We start from the raw sequence: 23,585 nt of genomic DNA on the forward strand, positions 1-23,585 counted from the left end.
AGAGCACCGGGACGGGAACGGACAGCCGCCGGGGGAACAGCGCGATGAACATGACGGGCGGGACAGGCGTGACGGACAGGACCACGGACCCCACCGGGGCCGGGACCGAGAGCGAGGCGCGGCGCACGCTGCACCGGATCTTCGGGTACGAGGAGTTCCGGGGCGAGCAGGAAGCGATCGTCGATCATGTGGTGGCCGGCGGGGACGCCGTCGTGCTCATGCCGACCGGTGGCGGAAAGTCCCTGTGCTACCAGATCCCGTCCCTGGTCAGACGAGGCACGGGCATCGTGATCTCGCCGCTGATCGCCCTGATGCAGGACCAGGTCGACGCGCTGCGGGCGCTCGGCGTGCGGGCCGGGTTCATCAACTCGACGCAGGACTTCGACGAGCGCCGCTCGATGGAGTCCCAGTTCCTGGCCGGGGAGCTGGACCTGCTCTATCTGGCGCCGGAGCGGCTGCGGCTGGACGCCACGCTCGCGCTCCTGGCCCGGGGCGAGATCTCCGTCTTCGCGATCGACGAGGCGCACTGCGTCGCCCAGTGGGGCCACGACTTCCGCCCCGACTACCTGGCCCTGTCCGTCCTGGGCGAGCGCTGGCCCGACGTCCCGCGCATCGCCCTGACGGCCACGGCGACCGAGGCCACGCACGGCGAGATCACCCAGCGCCTGGGCATGCCCGACGCCAAGCACTTCGTGGCCAGCTTCGACCGCCCCAACATCCAGTACCGCATCGTCGGCAAGTCCGACCCCAAGAAGCAGTTGCTCACCTTCCTCAAGGAGGAGCACGCCGGGGACGCGGGCATCGTCTACTGCCTCTCCCGCGCCTCCACGGAGAAGACCGCCGAGTACCTCTGCCGCAACGGCATCGAGGCCGTTCCGTACCACGCGGGCCTGGACGCCGGCACGCGCGCCGCCCACCAGTCCCGCTTCCTGCGCGAGGAGGGCCTGGTCGTCGTCGCGACCATCGCCTTCGGCATGGGCATCGACAAGCCGGACGTCCGCTTCGTCGCCCACCTCGACCTGCCGAAGTCCGTGGAGGGGTACTACCAGGAGACCGGCCGCGCCGGCCGCGACGGGGCCCCGTCCACGGCCTGGATGGCGTACGGCCTCCAGGACGTCGTCCAGCAGCGCAAGCTCATCCAGGGCGGCGAGGGCGACGAGGCGTTCCGCCGCCGCGCCGCCTCCCATCTCGACGCGATGCTCGCCCTCTGCGAGACGGTCCACTGCCGCCGCGCCCAGCTCCTGAGGTATTTCGGCCAGGAGCCCACCGCCGCCGCCTGCGGCAACTGCGACACCTGCCTGGCCCCGCCCGAGACCTGGGACGGCACGGTGGTCTCCCAGAAGCTGCTCTCCACCGTCGTCCGGCTGAAGCGGGAGCGCGGCCAGAAGTTCGGCGCCGGCCAGATCATCGACATCCTCCTCGGCCGCCGCACGGCCAAGGTCATCCAGTTCGACCACGACCAGCTCTCCGTCTTCGGCATCGGTGAGGAGCTGTCCGAGGCGGAGTGGCGCGGCGTCGTCCGCCAGTTGCTCGCCCAGGGCCTCATCGCCGTCGAGGGCGAGTACGGCACGCTCGTCCTCACCGAGGACAGCGGTTCCGTCCTCTCCCGGCAGCGCGAGGTCCTGCTCCGCAAGGAGCCCAAGAAGCCCGCCGCCTCCCGTTCCTCCGCCACCCGGGGCGAGCGCAGGGCCAAGGCCGCCCCGGCCGACCTCCCGGAGACCGCCGTCCCCGTCTTCGAGGCCCTCCGCGCCTGGCGCGGCGCCCAGGCCAAGGAGCTGGGCCTCCCGGCGTATGTGATCTTCCACGACGCGACCCTCCGCGAGATCGCCACGCTCCGCCCGACGACGCTGGACGAGCTGGGCGGCATCAGCGGCCTCGGCGAGAAGAAGCTGGCGACGTACGGCGAGGGCGTCCTGGAGGTCCTGGCGGGCCTCCCGGCCGCCCCTGACACGGAGGAGAGCCCCGCACCGACGCCCCCGCCGTCCGAAACCCCGGCCCCGGCCCGGCAGGCGCCCGCCCCGGCCCCCGCGCACGCGTCGGCCGCCCGGCCCGCCGCCCAGGCACCGGCCTTCGACGACGACGGGTTCGGCTGGGACGAGGAGCCGCCGGAGTACGAGTGAGGCGGGACGGGCGGGGCGGATCTACTGCGGGTCCGCCCCGCGCCGGCGCGGCATGATCGCGGTGAGGTCCAGATCGACCGGGAAGGGCACGGACACCTTCATGTGGTCGTGGAAGATCCCGGTGGAGGTGTAGGCCCCGGTTACGGGCTCCAGCTCGAAGACGTACACGACCGTGCGCCCGCCCTGGTCCTCCACCCGCCAGTAGTGCGGGATCTTCGCCCGTGCGTACTTCACGGGCTTGGTCTCCCGGTCACGGGTGACCGAATCGTCGGAGACGACCTCGACGGCGAGGACCACGCTGCTCGCGGGGAAGCGCGTCTGGCGCAGGCTTTCGACGGCGTCGCCGCGGACGACGATCACATCGGGTTCGGGCCGGTTCGAGCGGTCGATGTCGATCGTGAAACGGGCCACGGCGTCCAGAGAGGGCGGCGCCGAGGACAGCAAGTGCCGGCTGAAGAAGCTGACGGCCCGGGAATGGAAGACGTTCTGGCGGCACGCGAAGACCAGACTGCTGTCGATCAGCTCCGTGTGCGGTGGCAGATTCGGCAGCGTGTCCAGGTCGTCGGCGGTCCAGCCGCCCACGGGCGGTACCGCCCATCGCGGTCCGGGAGGCGCGGGCTCGCGGTTCATCGGTGTACCCATGCGGCGGAGTCTCGCGTCCCGGACCGCACATGCGCCCGGGACCGGCATCAGGGTCCTCCGCACGGGTGACCGGTGCTCAGGCCCCCACCCCCCCGCCCCGCATAAGCCCGCACATCCGCGTCCGGGTCCGCGACCGCCCCCGCGAGTGCGTCCCGCACCCCCGGGGCGTGCCCGTGACGCAGCAGCGCCAGTACCGCCGCCTTGCGGACGTCGGCGTTCGAGTCGTCCAGCGCACCGGCCAGCGGGCCCACCGCGTGGGCCGGGTCCGCCGAGGACAGGGCCTTTGCCGCGCCCGCGCGGACCTGCCAGGCCGGGTCGGTCAGGGCGGCCACCGCGCGCTCGGCGTACGCCGTCGGGCAGCCGGTCTCCGCGAGGGCGCCGAGGGCCGCCGCGCGGACCAGGGCGTCCGGGTCGTCGAGGAGCGGGGCGAGGGGGGCCGGGGCGGGGTCGCGTACGGCGGCCAGGCCCTTGGCAGCCGCGACGCGGACCTCGCGGGCGTCGTCGGCGGTCGCGCGGGACAGTCCGTCGACCGCGTCCACGGAGACCAGGGCGCGGACGGCCGAGAGGCGGACATCGAGTTCCGGGTCGTCCAGCGGGCCCGTGTAGAGGGACGCGTCGCCGAGCCGCAGCGCCCGCAGGGTGTCCAGCGCGGCGGCCCGGACCACCGCGTCGGGCGAGGAGAGCGCGGCCACCAACGGGGTGCGGAGTTGCGGGGACGGGGGCAGCACCTCGACCAGTTCGCGCAGGGACGCGGCGGCGGCGCGGACGGCGGCGGCCGGATCGCCCAGGGCACCGGCCAGCGCGGGGCCCGCGCCCGGCGGAGTGGACTCGGTGAGCGCGGCGACGGCGGCCCGGCGGACGGCCGGGTCGGGGTCGTCCAGGTAGGGGGCCAGGGCCGCGAGGTCGGGTTCGCCCTCGCCCAGGGCCAGCAGCTCCAGGATGCGCGGCGAGGTGGAGGGGGCGGAGGGGACGGGCCCCTGGGCGGACGGGGCGGCAGCCGCACCCGACGCCGACGCCGACGCCGCCTTCCGCGCCGACGCCGACACCGGAGCCGCGTCCCGCGCTCGCGCCGTCCCCACCCCGGCCGGCACGACCTCCCCGATCCGCCGCACCGGCCCGCCGACCGGGGCGAAGCCCTCCACCGGGACCAGGTACGGGGCCACCGGGCGGGCCGTGAACTCCATCGCGCCGGACGGGGACTTGCGCAGGTCCAGATCGTGGAACCAGTCCGCGTCATCGCGCTCCGGATGGTCCGTGCGCGCGTGGTACAGCCCCAGCGGGACTCCGTGCGGGCCAGCGGGGCGCGGGCGGCCATCTCCGCGCAGTCCCGGATGAACGACACCTCCGCGCACCGCATCAGCTCGTGCGGGGTGGTCGCGCCCATCTCCGCGAGGTCCGTGCGCATCCGCTCGAAGGACTCCAGGGCGATGGCGAGCCGGGCGCCGGACTTCGGCGGGGCCACGTAGTCGTTCACGAACCGGCGCAGCTTGTACTCGACCTGGGTCTGCGGCGGCCCGTCCGGATGACGCAGCGGCCGGTAGACCAGCTCGTGGGCCGCCCGCAGCTGATCGGCCGACAGCTCGCCCTCGTAGGCCGTGTGCCGCGCCGCGTCCGGCATGCGGACCTCTCAGGCGCCCGCCACGATCCGCCCCGTCACCTCGCCGAGGCCGACGCGGACGCCGTCCGGGCCCGGTGCCCAGGCGGTGAGCGTCACGGTGTCGCCGTCCTCCAGGAAGGTGCGCGGGCCGTCGGGCAGGTCCAGCGGATCGCGGCCGTTCCAGGTCAGTTCGAGGAGGGAGCCGCGCTGGGAGGGCTCGGGGCCGCTGACCGTGCCGGAGGCGTAGAGGTCGCCGGTGCGCAGGGAGGCGCCGTTGACCGTCATCTGGGCGAGCTGCTGGGCGGCGGTCCAGTACATGGTGGAGAACGGCGGCTCCGCGACGACCCGGCCGTTGACGGCGACGGCGATCCGCAGGTCGTAGCCGCCCGGCTCGTCCTCGTCCGCGTCGTCGAGGTAGGGCAGCAGCGGGACGTCCCGGGCGGGCGGGGCGGTCCGCGCGGAGTCCAGCGCCTCCAGCGGGGTCACCCACGCCGAGACGGAGGTGGCGAAGGACTTGCCGAGGAAGGGGCCCAGCGGGACGTACTCCCACGCCTGGATGTCGCGCGCCGACCAGTCGTTGAGCAGCGACAGGCCGAAGACGTGCTCGCGGAAGTCGGCGAGGGGCACGGCCCGGCCCTGCTCCGAGCCGACGCCGACGACGAAGCCGACCTCGGCCTCGATGTCCAGCTTCACCGAGGGGCCGAAGACCGGGGCCGGGTCGGCGGGCGTGCGGCGCTGCCCCGAGGGGCGCACCACGTCCGTGCCGGAGACCACCACGGTGCCCGCCCGGCCGTGGTAACCGATCGGCAGGTGCTTCCAGTTGGGGGTCAGGGGCTCGCCGTCCGGGCGGAAGATCCGGCCCACGTTGGAGGCGTGGTGCTCGCTGGCGTAGAAGTCCACGTAGTCCGCGACCCGGTAGGGCAGGTGCAGCGTCACCGCGTCGAGCGGGTGCAGCAGCGGGGCGACGGTCTCCCGGTGGGCCGGGACCGTCACCCAGGCCGTCAGCGCCCGGCGCACATCGCTCCAGGCGGTGCGCCCGGCCGCCAGCAGGGCCATCAGATCGGGCTGCGCCAGCAGCCGCGCGTACGGCGACCCCAGCGCGTGCGCGGCGGCCCCGGCGTCCAGCACATGGCGGCCGAGGCGGACGCCGACGCGGTGTTCGGGCCGCTCGGGGGTGGAGAAGACGCCGTAGGGAAGGTGGTGCGGGCCGAAGGGGTCGCCCTCGGCCACATCGAGCGGACTGCTCTGCTCCGGCATGGGTCGCTGCCTCGCTTTCCGGGGTCGCTGTGGGGGACACGTTACGTGCCCCCACCGCTCACCCGGCCGTGCGCGGGATGCGCTTCTCCCAGGTCCGGTGGAAGACGACCTCGCCGCCCTCCTTGCAGACCACCTCGTTGGAGGTGAGGAAGTCATGGGCGTCGCAGGAGATCTCCGAACGCGTCTCCACGAGCACGTCCCAGGCCATCTCCGGCCGGTGCAGCCGGATCGTCCAGTCGGAGCGGGTGCGGGCCGAGAGCGGGTCGTTCTCCTGGATGGTGTACGTCTCCCGCGCGTCCTCGGTGAACTCCAGGCCGTCGGGGTAGACCCGGGTGCCGCCGTAGCGCGGATCGACCTCCATCCGCCATTCGCCCTTGGCGACGTCGCGGACCACCAGCCGCTCGGGCCGCTGCTCGTCCAGCGTGACGGGGTGGACGACGCCGAGGGGTTCGGACTGCTCGGGCTCCTCGAAACGGATCGCGGGGTCCTCGGTGCGTGCGCGGACCGGGAGTTCGACGAAGCTGCCGTCGGCGTCCAGGGTGAAGCCGGCCGAGCCGGCCTGCGGCCAGATCCACGGCCAGTACGAGGAGGAGACCGCGAGGCGGATGCGGTGGCCGGGCGGGAAGGTGTGGCCGATGCCGTTCAGTTCGAAGGTGACGTCCTCGGTCGCCCCCTCGGGCCAGTCCACGGCGTGGTCGCGGCCCTCGCGGGCGGCCAGGTTGAGGACGCCCCGGGTGACGAGCGTGGAGGCGCCGTCCGGGGCCACGTCGCAGAGCCGGGCGACCGCCTGGCCCCGGGGCACGTCCATCCGGATCCGCAGCCTGACCCGGGGGCGGCCCAGGATCTCGATCGGGGCGTCCTCGACGGGGAACTCGAAGCACAGCGACTTGGCGTCCTCGTCGCGCTGGTCGGGCGGGAGGTCGGCGTCGTTGCCGAACGGGAAGAACCGCCCGGCGTCCATGCCCGTCTGCTGCGGCGAGTCGACGATCTGCGGCCCGCCCTGGAGGGCGTACGCCACCGGCCGGATGTTCTCCGACGGCCAGCGGGTCTCCCCGACCCAGCGGCCCGGCAGCGTCTCGTAGACCGTCGCGGGCCGGTGGGACTCGCTGATCCAGGCGCGCAGCAGCGGCTCCTCCATCACCCCGGTGTCCTTGTCCTTCAGGTGCTGGTCCCACCAGCGCAGCGTCTCCTGGAGGAAGCCGATGCCCGGCCCCGGCGGCAGCCCCCGGTCGGGGTACTGGTGCGACCAGGGCCCGATCAGCCCGCGCACCCTCGCCGGGTCCAGGTGCTCCACCAGCCGCAGGACCGTGTCGCGGTACGGGTCGTGCCAGCCGCCGACCGCCAGGACGGCGGCCCTGACCGCCCCGTAGTCCTCGCAGACGCTGCCGTGCTTCCAGTAGTCGTCCCGGGTCTGGTGGGCGAGCCAGGTGTGGATGAAGGGGTCCACGGCCTCCAGCCGGTCCAGCCACATCTGCCGCCAGTCGTCGCCCACGTCCGCCGGGTCCGGCGGCCGGCAGACGAAGGCGAGCATGGTCGCCGCCCAGGCGTGCATGTCCACGGCGAGGACGGAACCGCCCATGTAGTGGACGTCGTTGTCGTAGCGGTCGTCGGTGGAGCACACGGTGACGATCGCCTTCAGCGGCTCGGGGGCGAGCTGGGCGATCTGGAGCGAGTTGAACCCGCCCCAGGAGATGCCGAACATGCCGACCCGGCCCGAGCACCACTCCTGCTGGGCCAGCCAGTGGATGACGGCCACGCCGTCCGCCAGCTCCGTCGCGTCGTACTCGTCGCCCGGCATGCCCTCGCTGTTGCCGTGGCCGCGCACGTCGACCCGGACCGAGGCGTAGCCGTGGCCCGCGTACCAGGGGTGGCGCTGCCAGTCGCGCGGCGCGGTCCAGTCGCTGAGCCGGTAGGGCAGGTACTCCAGCAGCGCCGGAACGGGTTCGTCCGTGACCGGCCGCCAGATCCGGGCGTACAGCTGCGTGCCGTCCGCCAGCGGGATGTAGAGGTCCTCGCGGGTCGTCTCGTACGGGAACGAGGTCTGGATGTGCATGGGGGCTACCTCAGGTACATGGACGGGGGACGGGGGAGGAAGGGCGCGGGGGCCTCAGTGGACGGGGTGCATGGTGCGCCGGAGCCAGGGGGCGGCGGCGATGACGGCCACGCCGGCCACCACCGCGATGGCGCCGTTGACCCCGAAGTACGCGGGGTTGGAGACCTCGCCGTACAGCTTCACGATCTGGGCCTGGATGCCGTTGGCGAGGGCCAGGGAGAGGAACCAGAGGGCCATCGTCTGGCTGGCGAACGCCTTCGGGGCGAGCTTGGTCGTCGCGGACATGCCGGAGGTCTCCAGCAGGATGTCGCCGAGGCCGAGCAGCAGATAGGAGCCGACGATCCACCAGGCGGCCATCTTGTACGTGTCGTCCGCGTGGCCCGAGGTCGGCAGGACCATCAGCAGGAACGACAGACCGCCGAGGATCACCCCGATCGCGATCTTGTTGGAGGCGTGCGGCTGGCGGGGGCCCATCTTCGCCCAGACGGCCGCGACCACCGGAGCGAGCGCCACCTCGAAGGCGCCGAGCGCGGAGGCGTACCAGCTCGCCGGGAAGTGGAAGCCGAAGATCTCGGTCCGGGCGTTGGTCGACGCCAGCAGCATCATCGTGGAGTACGCCTGGAAGAGGATGAAGTTGAAGACCACCGAGGCCAGGAACAGCACCACGTACGGGCGGAGCCGGCCGCGCTCCTCGGCGGTGACCCGGGGGCTGCGGAACATCACCGCGAAGTAGACCACCGGGGCGATCACCGAGATCAGCGTCAGCAGGTCGACGAAGCGGTCCATGGTCAGCCAGCCCGCCAGGGCCAGCGCGGTCGCCACGGCGGCGACGACCACGGCGCCGAGCACGATCAGCCGCACGGCCCGGCGCATCGGTCCGGGGGCCAGCGCGAACTCGGCCTGGTTCTTTCGCCCGGCCAGGTGACGGCGGCCCAGGACGTACTGGATCAGGCCGAGCGTCATCCCGAAGGCGGCGGCCGAGAAGCCCCAGTGCCAGCTGGCGTGGTCGCCCAGCCAGCCGGTGACCAGCGGGCCGAGGAAGGCGCCGATGTTGATGCCCATGTAGTAGAGGGCGAACCCGGCGTCACGGCGCTCGTCCTCGGTGCGGTAGAGCTTGCCGACCATCGTGGCGACATTGGGCTTGAGCAGGCCCGTTCCGGCGCTGATCAGCCCCAGGCCCACCCACGTCATGGCATCGGTGGGCACCGCCATGGCGTAGTGCCCGCAGGCGATGAGGATGCCCCCGTAGAGCACGGCCCGGTACGAGCCGAGAATCCGGTCGGCCAGCCAGCCGCCGGCCACGGAGACCAGGTAGACGAGGGTGCCGTAGGCGGCGGAGACGGAGGCGGCGGTCCCGGCCTCCATGCCCATGCCGCCGTTGGAGACGGTGTCCGCGAAATAGAGGACGAGGATCGCCTGCATGCCGAGGAACGAGAACCGCTCCCAGACCTCCAGGCCGGAGAGCGTCATCAGCCCCCGGGGCTGGCCGAAAAAGGCGTGGTCGTCGCCCGGCGGCGGCTGGGCCGGTTCGGTGTCTGCGGCTGTGCTGGACAAAGGGGTGACTCCTGACCGTATGAGCTGATCTCGAACATACCGGCGGTGGCGGGAAGGCGCCCACGGTGATCCAAAGGGGACCGGATACGCTGACTTCAGTGGTTGACAACGACACATCGACATTCCGTGTGATCGTCAGCAGACAGGAGATCCCCTCGTGACCGTCGTCGGGCCGTTCGGGCTGAGCGTGCGGGACCAGGCGCTTGAGGCCGGTGTCCAGGCCGGTTTGGCCGCTGTCGAGTCCGGGCTGCTCGATGCCACCAAGAGCGAGGTGCCCTTCATCACGGAGGCCGCCCAGCACCTGGTGCGGGCGGGCGGCAAGCGGTTCCGGCCGCTGCTGGCGATGCTGGCCGCGCAGTTCGGTGACGCCGACGCCCCGGGCGTGGTCCCGGCCGCCGTGGTCGTGGAGCTGACGCACCTGGCGACGCTCTACCACGACGACGTGATGGACGAGGCCGACGTCCGCCGCGGCGTGGCCAGCGCCAACGCCCGCTGGGGCAATTCCGTGGCCGTGCTGACCGGCGACTTCCTCTTCGCCCGCGCCTCGCACATCCTGGCCGACCTCGGCCCGGAGGCCGTGCGCATCCAGGCCGAGGCGTTCGAGCGCCTGGTGACCGGGCAGATCCTGGAGACCGCGGGCCCGCGCGACGGCCGCGACCCGGTCGACCACTATCTGGAGGTCATGCGCGGCAAGACCGGCTCGCTGATCGCGGTCGCCTGCCGCTTCGGCGCGATGATGGCGGGCGCGGACGAGTCCACGACCGACATCCTCACCCAGTACGGTGAGCGGCTCGGCGTGGCCTTCCAGCTCGCCGACGACGTCCTCGACATCGCCTCCGACTCCCACGAGTCCGGCAAGACCCCCGGCACCGACCTCCTCGAAGGCATCCCGACGCTCCCCGTCCTCCACCTCAGGGCCCAGGCCGCCGCCGACGGCAAGCCGGACGATCTGGAGCTCGTCGCACTGCTGGACGGCGATCTGAGCGACCCCGCCGTGCTCGCCGAGGCGCTGCGCCGGCTGCGCGCCCACCCGGCCCTCGCCCAGGCCCGCCAGGACACCGTGCGGTACGCCCAGGAGGCGCGGGCCACGCTGAAGCCGCTCCCCGAGTGCTACGCCAAGCTCGCGCTGGAGGAGATGTGCGACGCGGTGGTGCACCGGGCCGGCTGAGCGGCCGCGCCGTACGCCCTGCGGACCGACCCCTACTGGGCGGCGGAGAATCGGGCCGTCGGTGTCATCCCGTAGAGGTACGGGGAGTTGCTCCCGGGGGCTGACGATCCGGGCCGTCCGTTTTGGTCTGATGGAGACACAACCACTCCTGACCAAAACGGGTGAGAATGGCGGCACGGAGTGGACGAGTGCATCCGGACGGAAGCCGCCGACCACGGAGGTAGGGCACACATGGCACCGAACGACAGCGCAGCGGCCGACAGCACGGCCACGACCACGGGCGGCACGGGCCGGTCCGTCCCGGGCCGCCGGAAGGCGGTGCGCTACATCGTCCCGGTCGCGGTGGCGGGTGTGGCCGCCGCCACGATCGGGCTGGTCCCGGCGCTCGCCAGCTCGGGCGACCCCGATCTGCCGGAGATCACCGCGCGGCAGCTCATCGAGAAGATCGCCGCGTCGGACACCCAGCGGCTCTCCGGCACGGTGAAGATCACCACGGACCTGGGCATCCCGTCCCTCGGCGGGCTGGCCGGCTCGTTCGTCCCGGGCGGGGCGGGCGACGGCGGCCGGGGCGGCGCGAGCGCCGACCCGCAGACGAAGCTCACGGAGCTGGCCTCCGGCACGCACACCCTCCGGGTGGCCGCCGACGGCCCCGACAAGCAGCGGCTGTCGATCCTGGACCAGGCGTCCGAGTACAGCCTCATCCACAACGGGGACGAGGTCTGGGCGTACGACAGCACGTTCAACGAGGTCTACCACGCCCGTCAGAAGGCGGGGGAGACCCGCGGGGGCCAGGGCGCCGAGAAGCGCGGGCACGCGGTGCCCGAGGGCGTGCCCGCGACCCCCGAGGCCCTGGCCGAGCAGGCCCTGAAGGCCGCGGACGGCTCCACGTCCGTCACGGTCGACGGCACGGCGCACGTCGCGGGCCGCGACGCGTACCGCCTGGTCCTCAAGCCCAAGGGAAGCGGTTCGACGGTCGGCTCGATCACCATCGCGGTCGACGCGGAGAACGGGACGCCGCTGAAGTTCACACTGCTGCCCAGCGGCGGCGGCGCGGCCGTCGTGGACGCCGGGTTCACCTCGGTGGACTTCGGCGCCCCGAAGGCGTCCTCGTTCACCTTCACCCCGCCCAAGGGCGCCAAGGTCACCGAGGCGGACGAGGCGGGCAAGGACGCCGCCGAGCGCCGCGCGGAGGCGGAGAAGGCGGCGGGCGAGCTGGGCGGCCTCGGCCTCGGCGATCACGGTGAGGGCGTCAAGGTCATCGGTGAGGGCTGGAACGCCGTCGCGGAGCTGAAGACCCCGGGCGGGGCGGGCCTGCCGTCCTCCTCCTCGAAGGCCGCGCCCTCGGACAAGGAGATCCCCGCCGAGGCACGGCAGTTCCTCGACGCGCTCGGCGACAAGGTCCACGGAACGTTCGGCTCGGGCACGGTCTTCAAGACCCGCCTGGTCAACGCGCTGATGACGGACGACGGCCGGGTCTTCGTCGGCGCGGTCGACAAGGACGCCCTGGTGAAGGCCGCCAACAGCGCGAGCTGAACCACGGACGGCGCCGGCCGGTCCGACGCGTCCACCCGCATCACCGCCCCGCCCCGCCGTAGCCTCCGTACGGCGGGGCGGTGGCGTTCGCGGCCGCCTTTGGAACCCATGGGGGTACGACAGATGAACGAGTCCGGGACCCGTCCCGCGACGCCGCCCCGGACCCGGGCGGCGGGCGAGGGTCCGCCCGTGATCGAGACCAGGGGCCTGACCAAGCGCTACCGGGGCGGCCAGCTCGCCGTGGACGGACTGGACCTCACGGTCCCCGGCGGCAGCGTCTTCGGTTTCCTCGGGCCCAACGGCTCCGGCAAGACGACCACGATCCGGATGCTGATGGGCCTCATCGACCCGACCGCCGGCACCGCGAGCGTCCTCGGCGCCCCCATGCCGCACGCGGCACGGACGGTGCTGCCGCAGGTCGGGGCGCTGATCGAAGGACCGGCGCTGTACGGCTTCCTGAGCGGCCGGGACAATCTGCTGCGCTACGACCGGGCCGACCCCACCGCCGACCCGCGCACCCGGACCGCCCGCGTCGGCGCGGCGCTGGAGCGGGTGGGGCTGGCCGCCGCGTCGGGCAAGAAGGCGCGGGCGTACTCCCTGGGCATGAAGCAGCGCCTGGGCCTGGCCGCCGCGCTGCTGCGGCCCCGCCGCCTGCTCGTCCTGGACGAACCGACCAACGGGCTGGACCCCCAGGGGATGCGGGAGATCCGCGCGCTCGTCCGGGAGCTGGCCGCCGAGGGCACCACGGTCTTCCTCTCCTCCCACCTCCTCGACGAGATCGAGCAGGTCTGCACGCACGCGGCGGTCATGGCCCGGGGCCGGCTGATCACCCAGGGCGCGGTGGCGGAACTGGCCGCCGGCGCCCGGGGCCGCCTAGCGGTCACCACCCCGGACCCGGCCGACGCCGCCCGCGTCCTCAAGGAGCACGGCATCACCGGCATCACCCAGGACGGCGACCGGGTCCGCGCGGACGCCCCGCCGGCCTCCGCGGAGCTGTCCGAGCTGAACGCGGCGCTGGTCCACGGCGGCGTCCGGGTCCGTTCCTTCGGCGTCGAGCGGGCCTCCCTGGAGGACGCCTTCGTCGCACTCACCGGAGAGGGATTCGATGTCGCAGGCTGACCAGGCCCCCGTTCCTGTTCCCCTTCCCGCGCCCGCCCCGGCCCGGGTCCGCCGCCACCCCCTGTGGACCCTGGGTCTGCTGCGCTCCGAGCTGGCGACGACGCTGCGCCGCTGGCGGACGCTGGCCCTGCTCGGGGTGCTGGCGGCGGTGCCCGTCCTGATCGGGATCGCGGTCCGCATCGAGACCTCCGACGGCGGCCGGGGCGGCCCGGAGGGCGGGGCGGGCCCCGCGTTCCTCTCCCAGGTGACCAACAACGGCCTCTTCCTGGTCTTCGCCGCCCTGGCCGCGACCCTGCCGGTCTTCCTGCCGATGGCGGTGGGGGTGATCGCCGGCGACGCGATCGCGGGCGAGGCCAACGCGGGGACCCTGCGCTACCTTCTGGTCGCCCCGGCCGGCCGGACCCGGCTGCTGCTCGTCAAGTACGCCTCGACGCTGGCGTTCTGCCTGGTCGCGACCCTGGTGGTGGCGGCCTCCGCGCTGGCGGTGGGCGCGCTGCTGTTCCCGGTCGGGGACCTGACGACGATCTCCGGTACGCGGATCGGCTTCGGCGAGGGCCTGGTGCGGGCCGGGCTGGTCGCGGTGGCCGTGGCGGCCTCCCTCATCGGCTTCGCGGCCGTCGGCCTCTTCGTCTCGACGCTGACCAACAGCGGGATCGCGGCGATGGCGGCGACGGTCGGCGTCCTGATCACCGTGCAGATCCTGGACACCATCCCGCAGCTCAGCGGCATCCACCCCTATCTCTTCCCGCACTACTGGCTGTCCTTCGCGGACCTGATGCGCGATCCCCTCTACCTGGACGAGATCGTCAAGAACCTGGGCCTTCAGGGCCTGTACGCGGCGGTGTTCGGCTCGGCGGCGTGGGCGCGGTTCACGGCGAAGGACATCACGGCCTGAGCGGCATGGGGCGCGGATCGCGGGGAAGGGGTCGGCAGGCCGTACCGTCGGCCGGCGAGCCGTCCCCCGATCGGCTCGTCGCGGCACGAACGGCACGAACGGTGCGAAGGCACGGAACGAACCGACACGGTCCGTTCCCTTTTCCGCTTGAACATTGTTCGACTTCTGGCGACGCACTGTCAACAAGGATTGGCTCAAACAGACCTATGCTCACCGAATGATCACATCGCCCCGAATGATCACATCGCCGGGTTCGCCCCACCGGAGCGAGAGCGCGCGCAGGGCGACGCTCCGGGCCGCGCTCGACCTCTGCACGGAGAAGGGGTACGGACGCGTCACCGTGGAGGCGATCGCGGCGCGGGCGGGCGTCAGCAAGAAGACGATCTACCGCTGGTGGCCCGCGAAGAGCGCGGTCCTCCTGGAGGCGTTCACCCAGGCCCTGGTCACCGGCGTCCCCTTCACCGACTCCGGCGACATCGCCGCCGACCTCCGCGCCCATGTCACGGGCGCCGTCCGGGTCCTCTCCGTCCCGCCCTACGGCCCCGCGTACGCCGGCATCCTCTCCGAGGTCCACCACGACGACGAGCTGGCCGAAACCGTACGGACCCAGCTCATCGAACCCCGCTTCGACGAGGTCGTTGACCACCTCCGGTCCGCCCAGTCACGCGGCCAGATCCCCCCGGACGCCGACCTCCGCCTCGCCGTCGAGATGCTCTACGGCCCCGTCTACTACCGCCACGTCCTCCGAAAGCCGATGCAGGACGAGGAGGAGGTGGCGAGGCTGGTGGAGCATGTGCTGCGGGCGTTGGGGGCGGGGGAGGGGTGACCTTCCCGGAGGTGGCCGGCGGTCAGCCGTACACCCGCTCCAGGACGACCGCTATCCCGTCGGCCTCGTTCGAGAGGGTCACCTCGTCGGCCGCCTCCCGCAGCAGCGGGTGGGCGTTGCCCATGGCCACGCCGTAGCCGCAGGCACGGAACATCGGCAGGTCGTTGGGCATGTCGCCGAAGGCGATGGCGGTACGGGGATCGACCCCCAGCTCCTCGGCGGCCAGGGCGATTCCGGCGCCCTTGTCGACCCCGTACGGCTGAAGTTCGACCGTGTCCGGCCCGGAGTGCGTCACCGTGGCGAGATCGCCGACGACCGTACGGGCCTCGGCGGCCAGCGCCTCGTCACTCAGTTCGGGGTGCCGGATGAGCACCTTGATGACCGGCTCGGCCCACAACTCCGCCCGGTGCCGGGTCCGTTGGGCGGGCAGTGTGGCGTGCGGCATCCGATACCCCGGCTCGGCCAGGGTGCGCCCGCGCGCCCCGTCCTGGTCCACCGCAGCGAACACCGGTCCCACCTGCGCCTCGATCTTCCCGAGCGCCGCGTCGGCCGCCTCCCGGTCCAGCGTGACCGCCCGGACCGTGCGCCGCGCCCCCGCGTCGTACACCTGCGTCCCCTGCCCGCAGACGGCCAGCCCTTCGTACCCCAGCCCCTCCAGCAGCGCCCGCACCCCCGGCACCGGCCGCCCGGTGACGACGAGGTGCCGGGCCCCCGCCCCACGGGCCAGGGCGAGCGCGGCCCGCGTCCGGGCGCTGACGCTGTCGTCGCCGCGCAGCAACGTGCCGTCCAGGTCGGTCGCGACGAGGGCATATGCGGATGGGATGGGCATGGAATCCAGCGTAGGCGGTCGCCCGTGGAGCCCCGGCGGAGTTGTGGCGGGGCGGGGTGATCGGGTAGGGGGGCAGAGAGGCGGGCGGGCGCGCAGGAGAACCCCCCGCCGCAGTCGAACGAGACCCCCTGGAATCCCGCCGCGCGCCGCGTCTCCGTGAAGCCCAGCGCCTCGTGCAGGGCCAGGGAGGCCGGGTTCTCCGCGGACACGAAGCACCACACCTCTCCGGCCCGCTCCCACGCCCACGCCATCCGCCACCGTGTCAGCGCTCCGCCGATCCCGCGCCGCCTCCAGGGAGCGGCCACCGTCGCCCCGGTCAGGTAGTACCCGCCCGGCGCCCCGTCCTCCGGACGCTCCGCCAGGAACGCCGCATTCCCGTACCCGGCAAGCTCCCCGCCCGCCCTGGCGACCACGAACGCGCTCCGCCCGCCTCCGACGGCCCGCGCGATCCGATCGGCCCAGTCCGACGCCGCTTCTCCCCGGACGGCCGCCTGGAACGCGGCGAGTTCACCGACATCGCCCGGCTCCGCCTCCACGAGGTCGGGCGAGACGGGCGGCCGGGGGGACGTCACGTACGTCAGGTAGCGGGCGAAGTGGGACGCGGCATCCGGCATGGGGGAAGCGTAGGCCCGGGGCCCGCCGGGGTGGGCCTCTGCGGGGAGTGCTTGGGCGCCTCGGTGCCGGGGGTCGCCTGTGGCGCGGTCCGGGATTCGCCGCTCCGCCCGAGGGCGTCCGCCGTCCTGGGCAGTCCCCGCATCCCACCGATTGCGTGGAGGGTGGGAAGGGGGCTCGGGCAGGATGGGCTCCCATGAGGGGTGGGAGAGACGCACTCGTAGAACTGCTCCAGCGTGCGGGGCTGCACGTCGTGGGGGAAGCGCGAATCGAGGAGGTGCTGCCGCCCCGAGCCGCTTGGCGGCCGGTCGTCTCGGCCGCCGCCGAGCCGACCGTGGCCGTACGAGGGGACCTCCCCGGCCTGGTCGCCGAGCTCAATGCGCGATGGCACCGGCTCGCGGCCGGCAGTGGGATCCTCGACGAGGGCGGCGTCTTCCTCATCGACGTCGCCGGCAACTGGACCGGAGGGTCGCCCCGACGATGGACACGGGTGCGGCTCACCGAGCGGTGGGACCTCGCGGGAGTCCTCGGCGAGCGGCCCGGACAGCCGGAGTTCCTCACCTTGGCGCCGGACGGCAGTGCTCTGATCGGGGTGACGACCGAGGAGGACGAGGTCTGGCTCACCTTGCTGGACGACCTCGGAGAACGTCAGGAGGCAGCCGCACGGGAGGCGGCCCGCGAAAACCCTCGGGAGCGGGAAGCCGCGTGGGCGACCCTGTTTCAGGGACCGGGGCCTACGGAGAGAGTGCGCGAGATGTGGGCGCACGGACTCGCACTCAACCCGGCCACCCCCGATGACCTGCGCGCCCGACTCCTGGGTCTGTCGGACCTACTCCTGTGGCGCCCCCTGCCGACGGCGGTCGTCGAGGCGGCCATGGACCATCCGGAACGGAAGGTGAGGCTCCGGCTGGCCGAAGTCCAGCCGAACATCACCGCTGAGCAGTGGACCCGCCTGCTTCTGGGCGAACACGAACCCCGGGACCGATGGCTCCTCACCATGCTCGCGGCGGACCGGCGCGCCGAGCTCACCGCCACCGCTTACGAGCGGCTCGCCGCAGACCCGTCCCCCAGGGTCCGCGAAGAGGTCGCCCGCCTCCCCGGCCTGCCCGCACGGATGCTCACCGCCCTGGCCGCAGACGCCGACGCGTCCGTACGAGCCTCGGCCTGCCCGGGGGCATGGCCTCATCTGGACGCCCCGGCCCGGCGCGTGCTCCTGGACGACCCCTCCGGCAGGGTCCGGATCGAGGCGCTGTTCCAGCACCACCAGGAGCACCCGATGCCTCGGTCGGTTCTCGAAACCGCCGAACTCGCGGACCGCGCGGTGGGCGCCTGTCGTCTGGAACGTGACCTCGCCGCGCACCTGGCCCGCCACGGCACCCCGGACCAGCGCCGCTCCCTGGCGGGCAACCCGCACCTGGATCCGGATTTGGTCGGCCTCCTGGCGCGCGATCCCGCCGAGAGCGTCCGCTCCGTGGTGGCCGTCCGCTCCGACCTCACCGAGGAACAACGGGCGGGCATCCCCATCGACTTCGACCCGCGCGTCCACCACCACCCGCTCGACTGGGTCACGGCACTCCACGGGGATCCCGGAGCCATGCGCCGCCTGGCCGCCTCCACTCACCCCCTCGTTCGCAGGAGCGTCGCCCGCGCCCGGCACCTCCCGCCGGACGTCGTCGTACGCCTCGCCCACGACCAGGACCGTGTCGGCCAGCTCTTCCTCGCGGAATCCTGCGATGACGCGCCCGCCGACATGCTGCTGAGGGTGTGGCAGTGGTGGACCGGAAGCCTCAGCACTCCCGATCGCCCCCGCGGTCACCCGAACTTCCCCCGCCGCGACCTGCTCTGCTACGCCGACGACCCGAACCCACGCCTGCGGCAACTGGCTCTGGACGACACGGAGTCGAGAGACGATCTGGTCGAGCGCTTCAGCCGGGACCGTGACGGTGAAGTCCGGCACCGGGCCGCGTCCGATCCTCGGCTGACGCCTGCTTCGGCCGTCCGGCTGCTCGACGATCCGCACGAAGACGTGCGCCACGCGGCCTGTCGGCACCCCGGGCTGCCCGCGAGGACGCTGGTCCGTCTGCTGAGAGACCCCGAGACCGCACAAGCCGCAGCCCAGCACGCCGCGTTGCCCACCCCCGTCATGGAACAGATGCTCCAACGGATCCAGTCCCCGACGGGCGCGACACCGGAACCATGAGCCGGGTCACGTCTGTTCGGGCCCCGGCGGGGAGAGCGGTCGTTCGAAGAAGGTCTCCAGGACCACCGTGGCCTGCGTGCCGCTGACCCCGTCGATGGCGTAGATCCGGCGCAGCACATCCTGCAGTTGCTCGGTGGACGCGGTCCTGACCTTCACCAGCACCGAGGCGCTCCCGGCGATGATGTGCGCCTCCACGATCTCGGGGATCCCGGCGAAGTCCTGTGCCGAGTCACCCATCCAGGACGTCGAGTCGACCATGACGTAGGCCAGGACGGCGCCGCCCAGCGCGGCCGGGTCCGTCTCGACGGTGGTGCGCCGGATCACGCCGCGCTCCCGCAGCTTGCGCACGCGTTCGTGAGCGGCGCCGGCCGAGAGACCGACGGCCCGCCCCAGGGCGGCGTAGGACTGGGTGGCGTCCTGCTGGAGATGTGTCAGCAGGGCGTGATCGATGTGATCCATGGCTCCCCATTCGGTATTACCTTGTGTTGACCATATCTGATCCCTAAAGGTTGGCCTTAAGGTGAACGAGATTCGGCACGTGAGGCATATGGGAAAGGTAGAGCTCATGACCAGCGAGCGCCCCGGGCTGTACGAGATGTTCGACGACCGGTTCCGTACCGGGCGGTGCATGAACGGCGACGCGGCATTGGAGGTCCTGTACACCGGCTGTCGCTGGGCCGAGGGGCCGATCTATGTGCCTGGCTGGCGGCACGTGGTCTGGAGCGACATCCCCAACGACCGGATGCTGCGCTGGGACGAGGAGACCGGGGATGTCGGCGTCTTCCGCCGCTCGGCCGGGCACACGAACGGCAACACCCTCGACCGTCAGGGCCGGCTGATCACCTGCGAGCAGGGCAACCGCCGAGTGACCCGGACCGAACACGACGGCACCGTGACCGTGTTGGCGGACCGGTGGAACGGCAAGCGCCTGAACAGTCCGAACGACGCGGCCGTCAAGTCCGACGGTTCGATCTGGTTCTCCGACCCGGACTTCGGCATCACCAGCGACTACGAGGGCTATCGCGCGCCGAGCGAGATCGGCTCGAACAACGTCTACCGCATCGACCCGGCCACGGGCGAAGTGCGGCTGGTCGCCGACTGTTTCGGTGCGCCGAACGGCCTGGTCTTCTCACGCGACGAGCGGCACCTGTTCGTCTCCGACACGCGGGCAGGCTTCATCCGGGTCTTCGACGTGCGCGAGGACGGCACGCTGTCCGACGGCGAGGTCTTCGCCGAAGCGGGTGCCCGCGAGAACGCCCGCTTCGACAATCTCCGCTTCGACGACGAGGGCCGGCTCTGGGCAGCCGCGATGGGCGACGGCGTGCACTGCTACGACCCCGACGGCACGCTGATCGGGCGCCTCGACGTCCCCGAGGCGGTGTCCAACATCTCCTGGGGCGGCGCGAAACGGAACCGCCTCTTCATCACTGCGGAGACCAGCCTCTACTCGGTGGTCATGGGCGTCACCGGCACGCACCCGACCGGACCGGGCCACCGGCCCTGGCTCTGAGCGACCGGCCCCGGAACCGCACCTCCGGCAGTGTCAGACGGGGTCACCCCCACCGCGCTTGAGGCCCGCGACGAACGCGGTGAACGCGGCGGGGGTGAGGGCGAGGGCGGGTCCGGTCGGGTTCTTGGAGTCGCGGACGGGGACGGTGCCGGTGGGGGCGAGGTTGGTGGCGACCTGGACGCAGTTGCCGCCGTTGTTGCTGTACGAGGAGGTGTACCAGCGCGGGGATTCGGTCGTCACGGAGTGCCCTTTCGCATCTTTTTGATCATGGCCACGGATGCTGCCTGCGACAGCGCTTCGGCCTGTAGTTGATGGTAGGCCGTCAACATGGGTAGTACCGACGGGCTTTCACGGTCCAGGTGCCCTTGGGTCTGGGACTCTGCGTAGCAGATCACGGACCGGTCCGGAAGCGTCAGCAGATTGACGGGTAGGTCGAACGTTCGCCGCTCGGCCATCTCGTACGGAGCGATCTGGAGCAGCGTGTTCGGCATCTCTGCGAACTCGATCAGCCGGTCCAACTGGGCGTTCATGACCTCCGGTCCGCCGACCGGGCGACGGATGCAGCTCTCGTCCATGGTCACGAACATCATGGGCGGCTTGGGGCGTACGAGTGCCGCCTGTCGTTCCGCCAGGAACGAGACGCGTTCGTCGGCCTGCTCGGGCGGGATCGCGCCGCGATGGACCGCGCTGTACGCCAACACCCTGGCGTACTCCGGAGTCTGGAGCAGCCCCGGGATGATCCCGATCTCGTACAGCCGCAGCTCCACCGCACGACCCTCGTACCCCACGTACTGAGGGAAGCCCTCCAACAGCGATCCGTGCCGGATCTCCCGGTACTGGCGCTCGAACGTGTCAGCGGTTTCTCCGGTGCCGAAAGCCTGGTCGGCACTGCGCGAGAACCGAAGGGTTGGCATCTTGCGACCCGTTTCCACGGCCGAGATGTGCGTACTGGAGTAGCCCGTCCGTTCGGCGAGGTCCTCCTGCTTCCAGCCCCGGGCTTCTCGCATGCTGCGGACCCGTGCGCCGTAGGCGGCCTGGGGGCTGCTGTCGGGCTGTAACTCCTTGATGTTCAAGGGGTGTCACCGACCTTTCGCTCATGAGTGACACGTTGAATGGTTCTCGACCCTAGGGCACGCTGAGCCGCCTTGGTAGTGGAATGACTACGGAGAGGTACGGCAGTGTCTATGCAGGTACAACCGTCCGAATTCGCCCCCGCCCCCGGAACCCTCGTCGTCGACGTGACCCGTGCGCATCTGCCCCGGATCGGGGAGTTCCGAGGGGTTGCCGGGCCCTACTGGATGCTCCGTCCGGCCCGGGGCGGCGCCGAGTGGGAGGTGCTGCCCGAGCACACGCGGGAGGCGACGTCCCGGGAGCGGCTGTGGGCGCGGAACGCGCGGGAGAACGCGCGGAGTCGGGGTGAGGTCGTATGACGAGCGAGGGGCGCGACGGGCGCGAGGGCGCCGGGGCGGACGCCGACACCGCCCCGTCGTCGTCGGGCGGGTGCGGGACGTGCGACGCGTTCGCCGTCGCCGAGGAGGCCGCGCAACGTGCGGGCGACGGGAGCCGGGAGACGGACTTCCGGGTGCTCCGGCGGCGGCACGCGGCGACCGCGCACGGCGCGGAGCCGGCGTAGGGCGCCACCGCACCCCCCGTACGCGGGTCGGGTTCCGGGCCGTTCGCGTAGGACCGACCGTACGGGGTACGCGAGTTGGGATACGCGGGTGCGGCGGGGGAGGCGGCTGGCGATGGTACGGGGGCAGGGCCTGCGGAGGGCGTGGAGCAGGGTGAGCGGGTGGGTGCCGAGGCGCCCCGGGACGGCGGGGGCCCTGCTGGGTCTCGCCGGCGGGCTCCTGATGGCGGGAAGCGCGGCTCTGGCTCCGCTTCTGCACGACGTTCCGGACTACGCCAAGGTCCTTCTCGTCGTCCCGTTCGGCGTCGGCCTGCTCGGCCTGTTCTGCCTGGGGGCGCCGTACGAGAAGCACATGCTGGTGCTGGGAATCTGCGGAATAGCTCTGCTCATCCTGGGCAACGCCGGCGTCGGCAGTGCGGTGCTCAGCTGGCGCGGTGAGCGCGTACAGGCCACGGTCACCGAAGTGACGCGGCAGGAGAACCGGCGGGCCGGCAGCGTGTCGTACGGCTGCAAGGTCGTGGACGCCGAGGGGCGTACCGACTGGGTCCGGGACGGTGGCCGGTGCGGCCGTGACAGCCGCCCCGGCGACCGGTACGAGATCCTGCGCGATCCGGACGACCTGGTGCCGGCGACGACGACGGACCCGCCCATCACCTTCGCGGTCCTCGTACCCGTCACCGGCACGCTCCTCCTCCTGATGTCCGTGTCGGGCGCGCTGGCCATGAAGCGGCGGGTCGGGGACAAGGAGGGGAAGCAGGGCCGGAAGCCGGACCGGAAGCAGGAGCGGAAACAGGGCCGGAAGCCGAGCCGCTCGCAGGACCGGTCGGAGCCCCGGGGCACGACCGGGGCGGCGACCGCGTCCCGGAAGGCTTAGGAGCCGGCCCCGGTGCCACCGTCCGTTTCCCTGCGGCCCGGTCCCGCCGCGTAGGCCAGCGGAGGCGCGATCGCCTGTGCGTCCGCTCCCTCGCCGACCCACAGGGCGATGAACAGCGCGGCGGTCGCTTCCAGGAGGCCCGCCCGATCGAGACCGCCGCCGGCCACGGGGGTGCAGCCCACGTCCCGCACCAGTTCGCGGACGCGTGCGAGGGCCGAGGCGTCGTCCCCGCAGACCGGCACGGCCAGGGGCCGTCCGTCGAAGACGGGCGGTCGCATGCGCCACACGTCCTCGTGGCAGAGGTTGAACGCCTTGACCACGTGGGCTCGCGGGGCCGCCTCGGCCAGGTGGCGTGCGGCCGAGGGGCCTCCTTCCGTCAGCAGCCGGAAGCCCGGCCCGACCGGATTGGAGCAGTCGATCAGCGCCTTGCCCTCAAGCGCCGTGTGCAGGTCCCGCGCCACCTCCGTGTTCGCTCCGAAGGGCAGCGCGGCCAGTACCACCTGACCGGAGTCGGCGGCGCCGCGCAGATCCGAGGATCTCGCGCCGCCTCCGATGCGCCGCGCGAGGCGCTCCGCCTTGTGCGTGTGGCGTCCCCCGATGGTCACCTGGTGTCCGGCCCGCACCCAGTGGGTGGCGAGTGCGTCGGCCATGTTGCCCGTTCCCAGTACGCCGATTCTCATCACGCGTTCCCTTTCCGTACCTGCTGCTTCCGACGGTTCTCCCGACGCTAGAGAGGCGTTCGGGCACCATGTGGTACGTGACGACCGACACCTTCCTCGCCGACTGCCGGGCCCGCCTCGCCTTCGACCTCCTCTCCAACACCTGGAACGCCGTGGTGCTCTGGTCGCTGCGCGAGGGTCCCAGGCGCCCGGTCGAGCTGCGGGAGCGGATCGGCGGCATCAGTTCCAAGGTCCTCACGGAGACCCTGCGGCGGCTGCAGTTCAACGGACTGGTCGACCGGCAGCCACGCGCCGGCGCGGCCTCGGGGGTCGAGTACGGTCTGACGGCTCTCGGCCGGACCCTGCTGGCGCCCATCGACGCCTTCGGCGCCTGGGCCTTCGAGCACGGTGACGAGGTGATGGCGGCCCAGGAAGCCGCCTGCGCCCCGGACGCGGCCGGCGGGTCGGGCGCGTCCTGAAGCGGAGTCCGGGGCGGGCGCCCCACCG

Annotated in this window: 21 protein-coding genes and 2 pseudogenes; 12 read left to right on the forward strand and 11 right to left on the reverse strand. The window is 72.5% G+C overall.

Annotated elements, in window-relative coordinates; genetic code table 11:
* Positions 1–44: 44 nt before the first annotated feature.
* Entirely contained in the window at positions 45–2,120 is a 2,076-nt protein-coding gene (gene recQ, locus ACWCXC_RS01380; protein WP_450885891.1) for a DNA helicase RecQ, read from the forward strand.
* 21 nt (positions 2,121–2,141) lie between these two features.
* Here recQ and ACWCXC_RS01385 read toward each other — a convergent pair whose 3' ends face one another.
* The 5 genes and pseudogenes from ACWCXC_RS01385 to ACWCXC_RS01405 form a co-directional block, all read right to left on the reverse strand.
* Positions 2,142–2,750: a Uma2 family endonuclease gene (locus tag ACWCXC_RS01385; RefSeq protein ID WP_450886390.1), complete on the reverse strand. Its 609-nt coding sequence runs from the start codon at positions 2,748–2,750 to the stop codon at positions 2,142–2,144.
* Between the two features lie 59 nt (positions 2,751–2,809).
* Positions 2,810–4,374 (reverse strand): annotated as a pseudogene (locus ACWCXC_RS01390) (HEAT repeat domain-containing protein); the annotation flags it as partial.
* Between the two features lie 15 nt (positions 4,375–4,389).
* Complete coding sequence (gene fahA / locus ACWCXC_RS01395) at positions 4,390–5,616, reverse strand: fumarylacetoacetase (RefSeq protein ID WP_450685293.1); 1,227 nt, start codon at positions 5,614–5,616, stop codon at positions 4,390–4,392.
* 58 nt (positions 5,617–5,674) lie between these two features.
* A complete protein-coding gene (locus ACWCXC_RS01400) occupies positions 5,675–7,669 on the reverse strand; it encodes a CocE/NonD family hydrolase (protein WP_450685292.1) in 1,995 nt (664 codons plus the stop codon).
* Between the two features lie 54 nt (positions 7,670–7,723).
* Positions 7,724–9,223, reverse strand: a complete 1,500-nt coding sequence (locus tag ACWCXC_RS01405) for a peptide MFS transporter (protein WP_450885894.1) — start codon at positions 9,221–9,223, stop codon at positions 7,724–7,726.
* Positions 9,224–9,380: 157 nt separating this feature from the next.
* Between ACWCXC_RS01405 and ACWCXC_RS01410 the strand changes: the two genes are divergently transcribed.
* From ACWCXC_RS01410 to ACWCXC_RS01430, 5 genes are all read left to right on the forward strand, one after another.
* The gene (locus ACWCXC_RS01410; protein ID WP_450685290.1) at positions 9,381–10,391 is read left to right on the forward strand and encodes a polyprenyl synthetase family protein; all 1,011 of its coding nucleotides are present in this window, start codon (positions 9,381–9,383) and stop codon (positions 10,389–10,391) included.
* A gap of 231 nt (positions 10,392–10,622) precedes the next feature.
* Positions 10,623–11,924, forward strand: a complete 1,302-nt coding sequence (locus ACWCXC_RS01415) for a LolA family protein (RefSeq protein ID WP_450885897.1) — start codon at positions 10,623–10,625, stop codon at positions 11,922–11,924.
* 123 nt (positions 11,925–12,047) lie between these two features.
* Positions 12,048–13,043, forward strand: a complete 996-nt coding sequence (locus ACWCXC_RS01420) for an ATP-binding cassette domain-containing protein (RefSeq protein WP_450685288.1) — start codon at positions 12,048–12,050, stop codon at positions 13,041–13,043.
* The gene (locus ACWCXC_RS01425; RefSeq protein ID WP_450885900.1) at positions 13,030–13,938 is read left to right on the forward strand and encodes an ABC transporter permease; all 909 of its coding nucleotides are present in this window, start codon (positions 13,030–13,032) and stop codon (positions 13,936–13,938) included. Before ACWCXC_RS01420 ends, ACWCXC_RS01425 begins: the two co-directional genes overlap by 14 nt.
* 235 nt (positions 13,939–14,173) lie before the next feature.
* Positions 14,174–14,764 carry a TetR/AcrR family transcriptional regulator gene (locus ACWCXC_RS01430; RefSeq protein WP_450682430.1) on the forward strand — a complete coding sequence of 197 codons (591 nt, stop codon included), beginning with the start codon at positions 14,174–14,176 and terminating at the stop codon, positions 14,762–14,764.
* 22 nt (positions 14,765–14,786) lie between these two features.
* Here ACWCXC_RS01430 and ACWCXC_RS01435 read toward each other — a convergent pair whose 3' ends face one another.
* Positions 14,787–15,593 carry an HAD family hydrolase gene (locus tag ACWCXC_RS01435; protein WP_450885903.1) on the reverse strand — a complete coding sequence of 269 codons (807 nt, stop codon included), beginning with the start codon at positions 15,591–15,593 and terminating at the stop codon, positions 14,787–14,789.
* 170 nt (positions 15,594–15,763) lie between these two features.
* Positions 15,764–16,207, reverse strand: a pseudogene (locus ACWCXC_RS01440) (N-acetyltransferase family protein); the annotation flags it as partial.
* Between the two features lie 194 nt (positions 16,208–16,401).
* On the opposite strand from ACWCXC_RS01440, the gene ACWCXC_RS01445 reads away from it, so the two are divergent.
* Positions 16,402–18,405 (forward strand): PE-PGRS family protein, encoded by a 2,004-nt coding sequence (locus ACWCXC_RS01445; RefSeq protein ID WP_450885905.1) that lies wholly within the window; start codon positions 16,402–16,404, stop codon positions 18,403–18,405.
* Between the two features lie 6 nt (positions 18,406–18,411).
* Here the strand turns inward: ACWCXC_RS01445 and ACWCXC_RS01450 are convergent, their stop codons facing one another.
* Complete coding sequence (locus ACWCXC_RS01450; protein WP_450885907.1) at positions 18,412–18,864, reverse strand: Lrp/AsnC family transcriptional regulator; 453 nt, start codon at positions 18,862–18,864, stop codon at positions 18,412–18,414.
* Positions 18,865–18,970: 106 nt separating this feature from the next.
* On the opposite strand from ACWCXC_RS01450, the gene ACWCXC_RS01455 reads away from it, so the two are divergent.
* On the forward strand, positions 18,971–19,915 hold the full coding sequence (locus tag ACWCXC_RS01455) for an SMP-30/gluconolactonase/LRE family protein (protein WP_450682427.1): 945 nt from the start codon (positions 18,971–18,973) through the stop codon (positions 19,913–19,915).
* Between the two features lie 33 nt (positions 19,916–19,948).
* Here the strand turns inward: ACWCXC_RS01455 and ACWCXC_RS01460 are convergent, their stop codons facing one another.
* Together ACWCXC_RS01460 and ACWCXC_RS01465 are read right to left on the reverse strand one after the other, a co-directional pair.
* On the reverse strand, positions 19,949–20,155 hold the full coding sequence (locus ACWCXC_RS01460; protein ID WP_450885910.1) for a DUF397 domain-containing protein: 207 nt from the start codon (positions 20,153–20,155) through the stop codon (positions 19,949–19,951).
* On the reverse strand, positions 20,152–20,988 hold the full coding sequence (locus tag ACWCXC_RS01465) for a helix-turn-helix domain-containing protein (RefSeq protein ID WP_383643120.1): 837 nt from the start codon (positions 20,986–20,988) through the stop codon (positions 20,152–20,154). The genes ACWCXC_RS01460 and ACWCXC_RS01465 overlap by 4 nt, the downstream gene beginning before the upstream one ends.
* Positions 20,989–21,099: 111 nt before the next feature.
* Here ACWCXC_RS01465 and ACWCXC_RS01470 point away from each other — a divergent pair, with 111 nt between their 5' ends.
* The 3 genes from ACWCXC_RS01470 to ACWCXC_RS01480 all read left to right on the forward strand — a co-directional run bounded on the left by ACWCXC_RS01470 (position 21,100) and on the right by ACWCXC_RS01480 (position 22,419).
* Positions 21,100–21,345 (forward strand): hypothetical protein, encoded by a 246-nt coding sequence (locus ACWCXC_RS01470; protein ID WP_450682425.1) that lies wholly within the window; start codon positions 21,100–21,102, stop codon positions 21,343–21,345.
* Positions 21,342–21,548, forward strand: coding sequence for a hypothetical protein (locus tag ACWCXC_RS01475; RefSeq protein ID WP_450885913.1), 207 nt, complete (start codon positions 21,342–21,344; stop codon positions 21,546–21,548). Before ACWCXC_RS01470 ends, ACWCXC_RS01475 begins: the two co-directional genes overlap by 4 nt.
* Positions 21,549–21,711: 163 nt before the next feature.
* Positions 21,712–22,419 (forward strand): hypothetical protein, encoded by a 708-nt coding sequence (locus ACWCXC_RS01480; RefSeq protein ID WP_450885915.1) that lies wholly within the window; start codon positions 21,712–21,714, stop codon positions 22,417–22,419.
* Here the strand turns inward: ACWCXC_RS01480 and ACWCXC_RS01485 are convergent.
* Positions 22,416–23,099 (reverse strand): NADPH-dependent F420 reductase, encoded by a 684-nt coding sequence (locus tag ACWCXC_RS01485; RefSeq protein WP_450885917.1) that lies wholly within the window; start codon positions 23,097–23,099, stop codon positions 22,416–22,418. The two genes, ACWCXC_RS01480 and ACWCXC_RS01485, sit on opposite strands and share 4 nt — an antisense overlap.
* Positions 23,100–23,176: 77 nt before the next feature.
* On the opposite strand from ACWCXC_RS01485, the gene ACWCXC_RS01490 reads away from it, so the two are divergent.
* Complete coding sequence (locus tag ACWCXC_RS01490) at positions 23,177–23,557, forward strand: winged helix-turn-helix transcriptional regulator (RefSeq protein WP_450682420.1); 381 nt, start codon at positions 23,177–23,179, stop codon at positions 23,555–23,557.
* Positions 23,558–23,585: the final 28 nt, after the last annotated feature.

Source organism: Streptomyces sp. NPDC001515 (genome assembly GCF_053597115.1).

Coding starts and splice junctions, on each gene's coding strand:
- recQ (WP_450885891.1), top strand. CDS start 45: ATGAACATGACGGGCGGGACAGGCGTGACGGACAGGACCACGGACCCC.
- ACWCXC_RS01385 (WP_450886390.1), bottom strand. CDS start 2,750: ATGAACCGCGAGCCCGCGCCTCCCGGACCGCGATGGGCGGTACCGCCC.
- fahA (WP_450685293.1), bottom strand. CDS start 5,616: ATGCCGGAGCAGAGCAGTCCGCTCGATGTGGCCGAGGGCGACCCCTTC.
- ACWCXC_RS01400 (WP_450685292.1), bottom strand. CDS start 7,669: ATGCACATCCAGACCTCGTTCCCGTACGAGACGACCCGCGAGGACCTC.
- ACWCXC_RS01415 (WP_450885897.1), top strand. CDS start 10,623: ATGGCACCGAACGACAGCGCAGCGGCCGACAGCACGGCCACGACCACG.
- ACWCXC_RS01420 (WP_450685288.1), top strand. CDS start 12,048: ATGAACGAGTCCGGGACCCGTCCCGCGACGCCGCCCCGGACCCGGGCG.
- ACWCXC_RS01425 (WP_450885900.1), top strand. CDS start 13,030: ATGTCGCAGGCTGACCAGGCCCCCGTTCCTGTTCCCCTTCCCGCGCCC.
- ACWCXC_RS01430 (WP_450682430.1), top strand. CDS start 14,174: ATGATCACATCGCCGGGTTCGCCCCACCGGAGCGAGAGCGCGCGCAGG.
- ACWCXC_RS01435 (WP_450885903.1), bottom strand. CDS start 15,593: ATGCCCATCCCATCCGCATATGCCCTCGTCGCGACCGACCTGGACGGC.
- ACWCXC_RS01445 (WP_450885905.1), top strand. CDS start 16,402: ATGAGGGGTGGGAGAGACGCACTCGTAGAACTGCTCCAGCGTGCGGGG.
- ACWCXC_RS01450 (WP_450885907.1), bottom strand. CDS start 18,864: ATGGATCACATCGATCACGCCCTGCTGACACATCTCCAGCAGGACGCC.
- ACWCXC_RS01455 (WP_450682427.1), top strand. CDS start 18,971: ATGACCAGCGAGCGCCCCGGGCTGTACGAGATGTTCGACGACCGGTTC.
- ACWCXC_RS01470 (WP_450682425.1), top strand. CDS start 21,100: ATGCAGGTACAACCGTCCGAATTCGCCCCCGCCCCCGGAACCCTCGTC.
- ACWCXC_RS01475 (WP_450885913.1), top strand. CDS start 21,342: ATGACGAGCGAGGGGCGCGACGGGCGCGAGGGCGCCGGGGCGGACGCC.
- ACWCXC_RS01485 (WP_450885917.1), bottom strand. CDS start 23,099: ATGAGAATCGGCGTACTGGGAACGGGCAACATGGCCGACGCACTCGCC.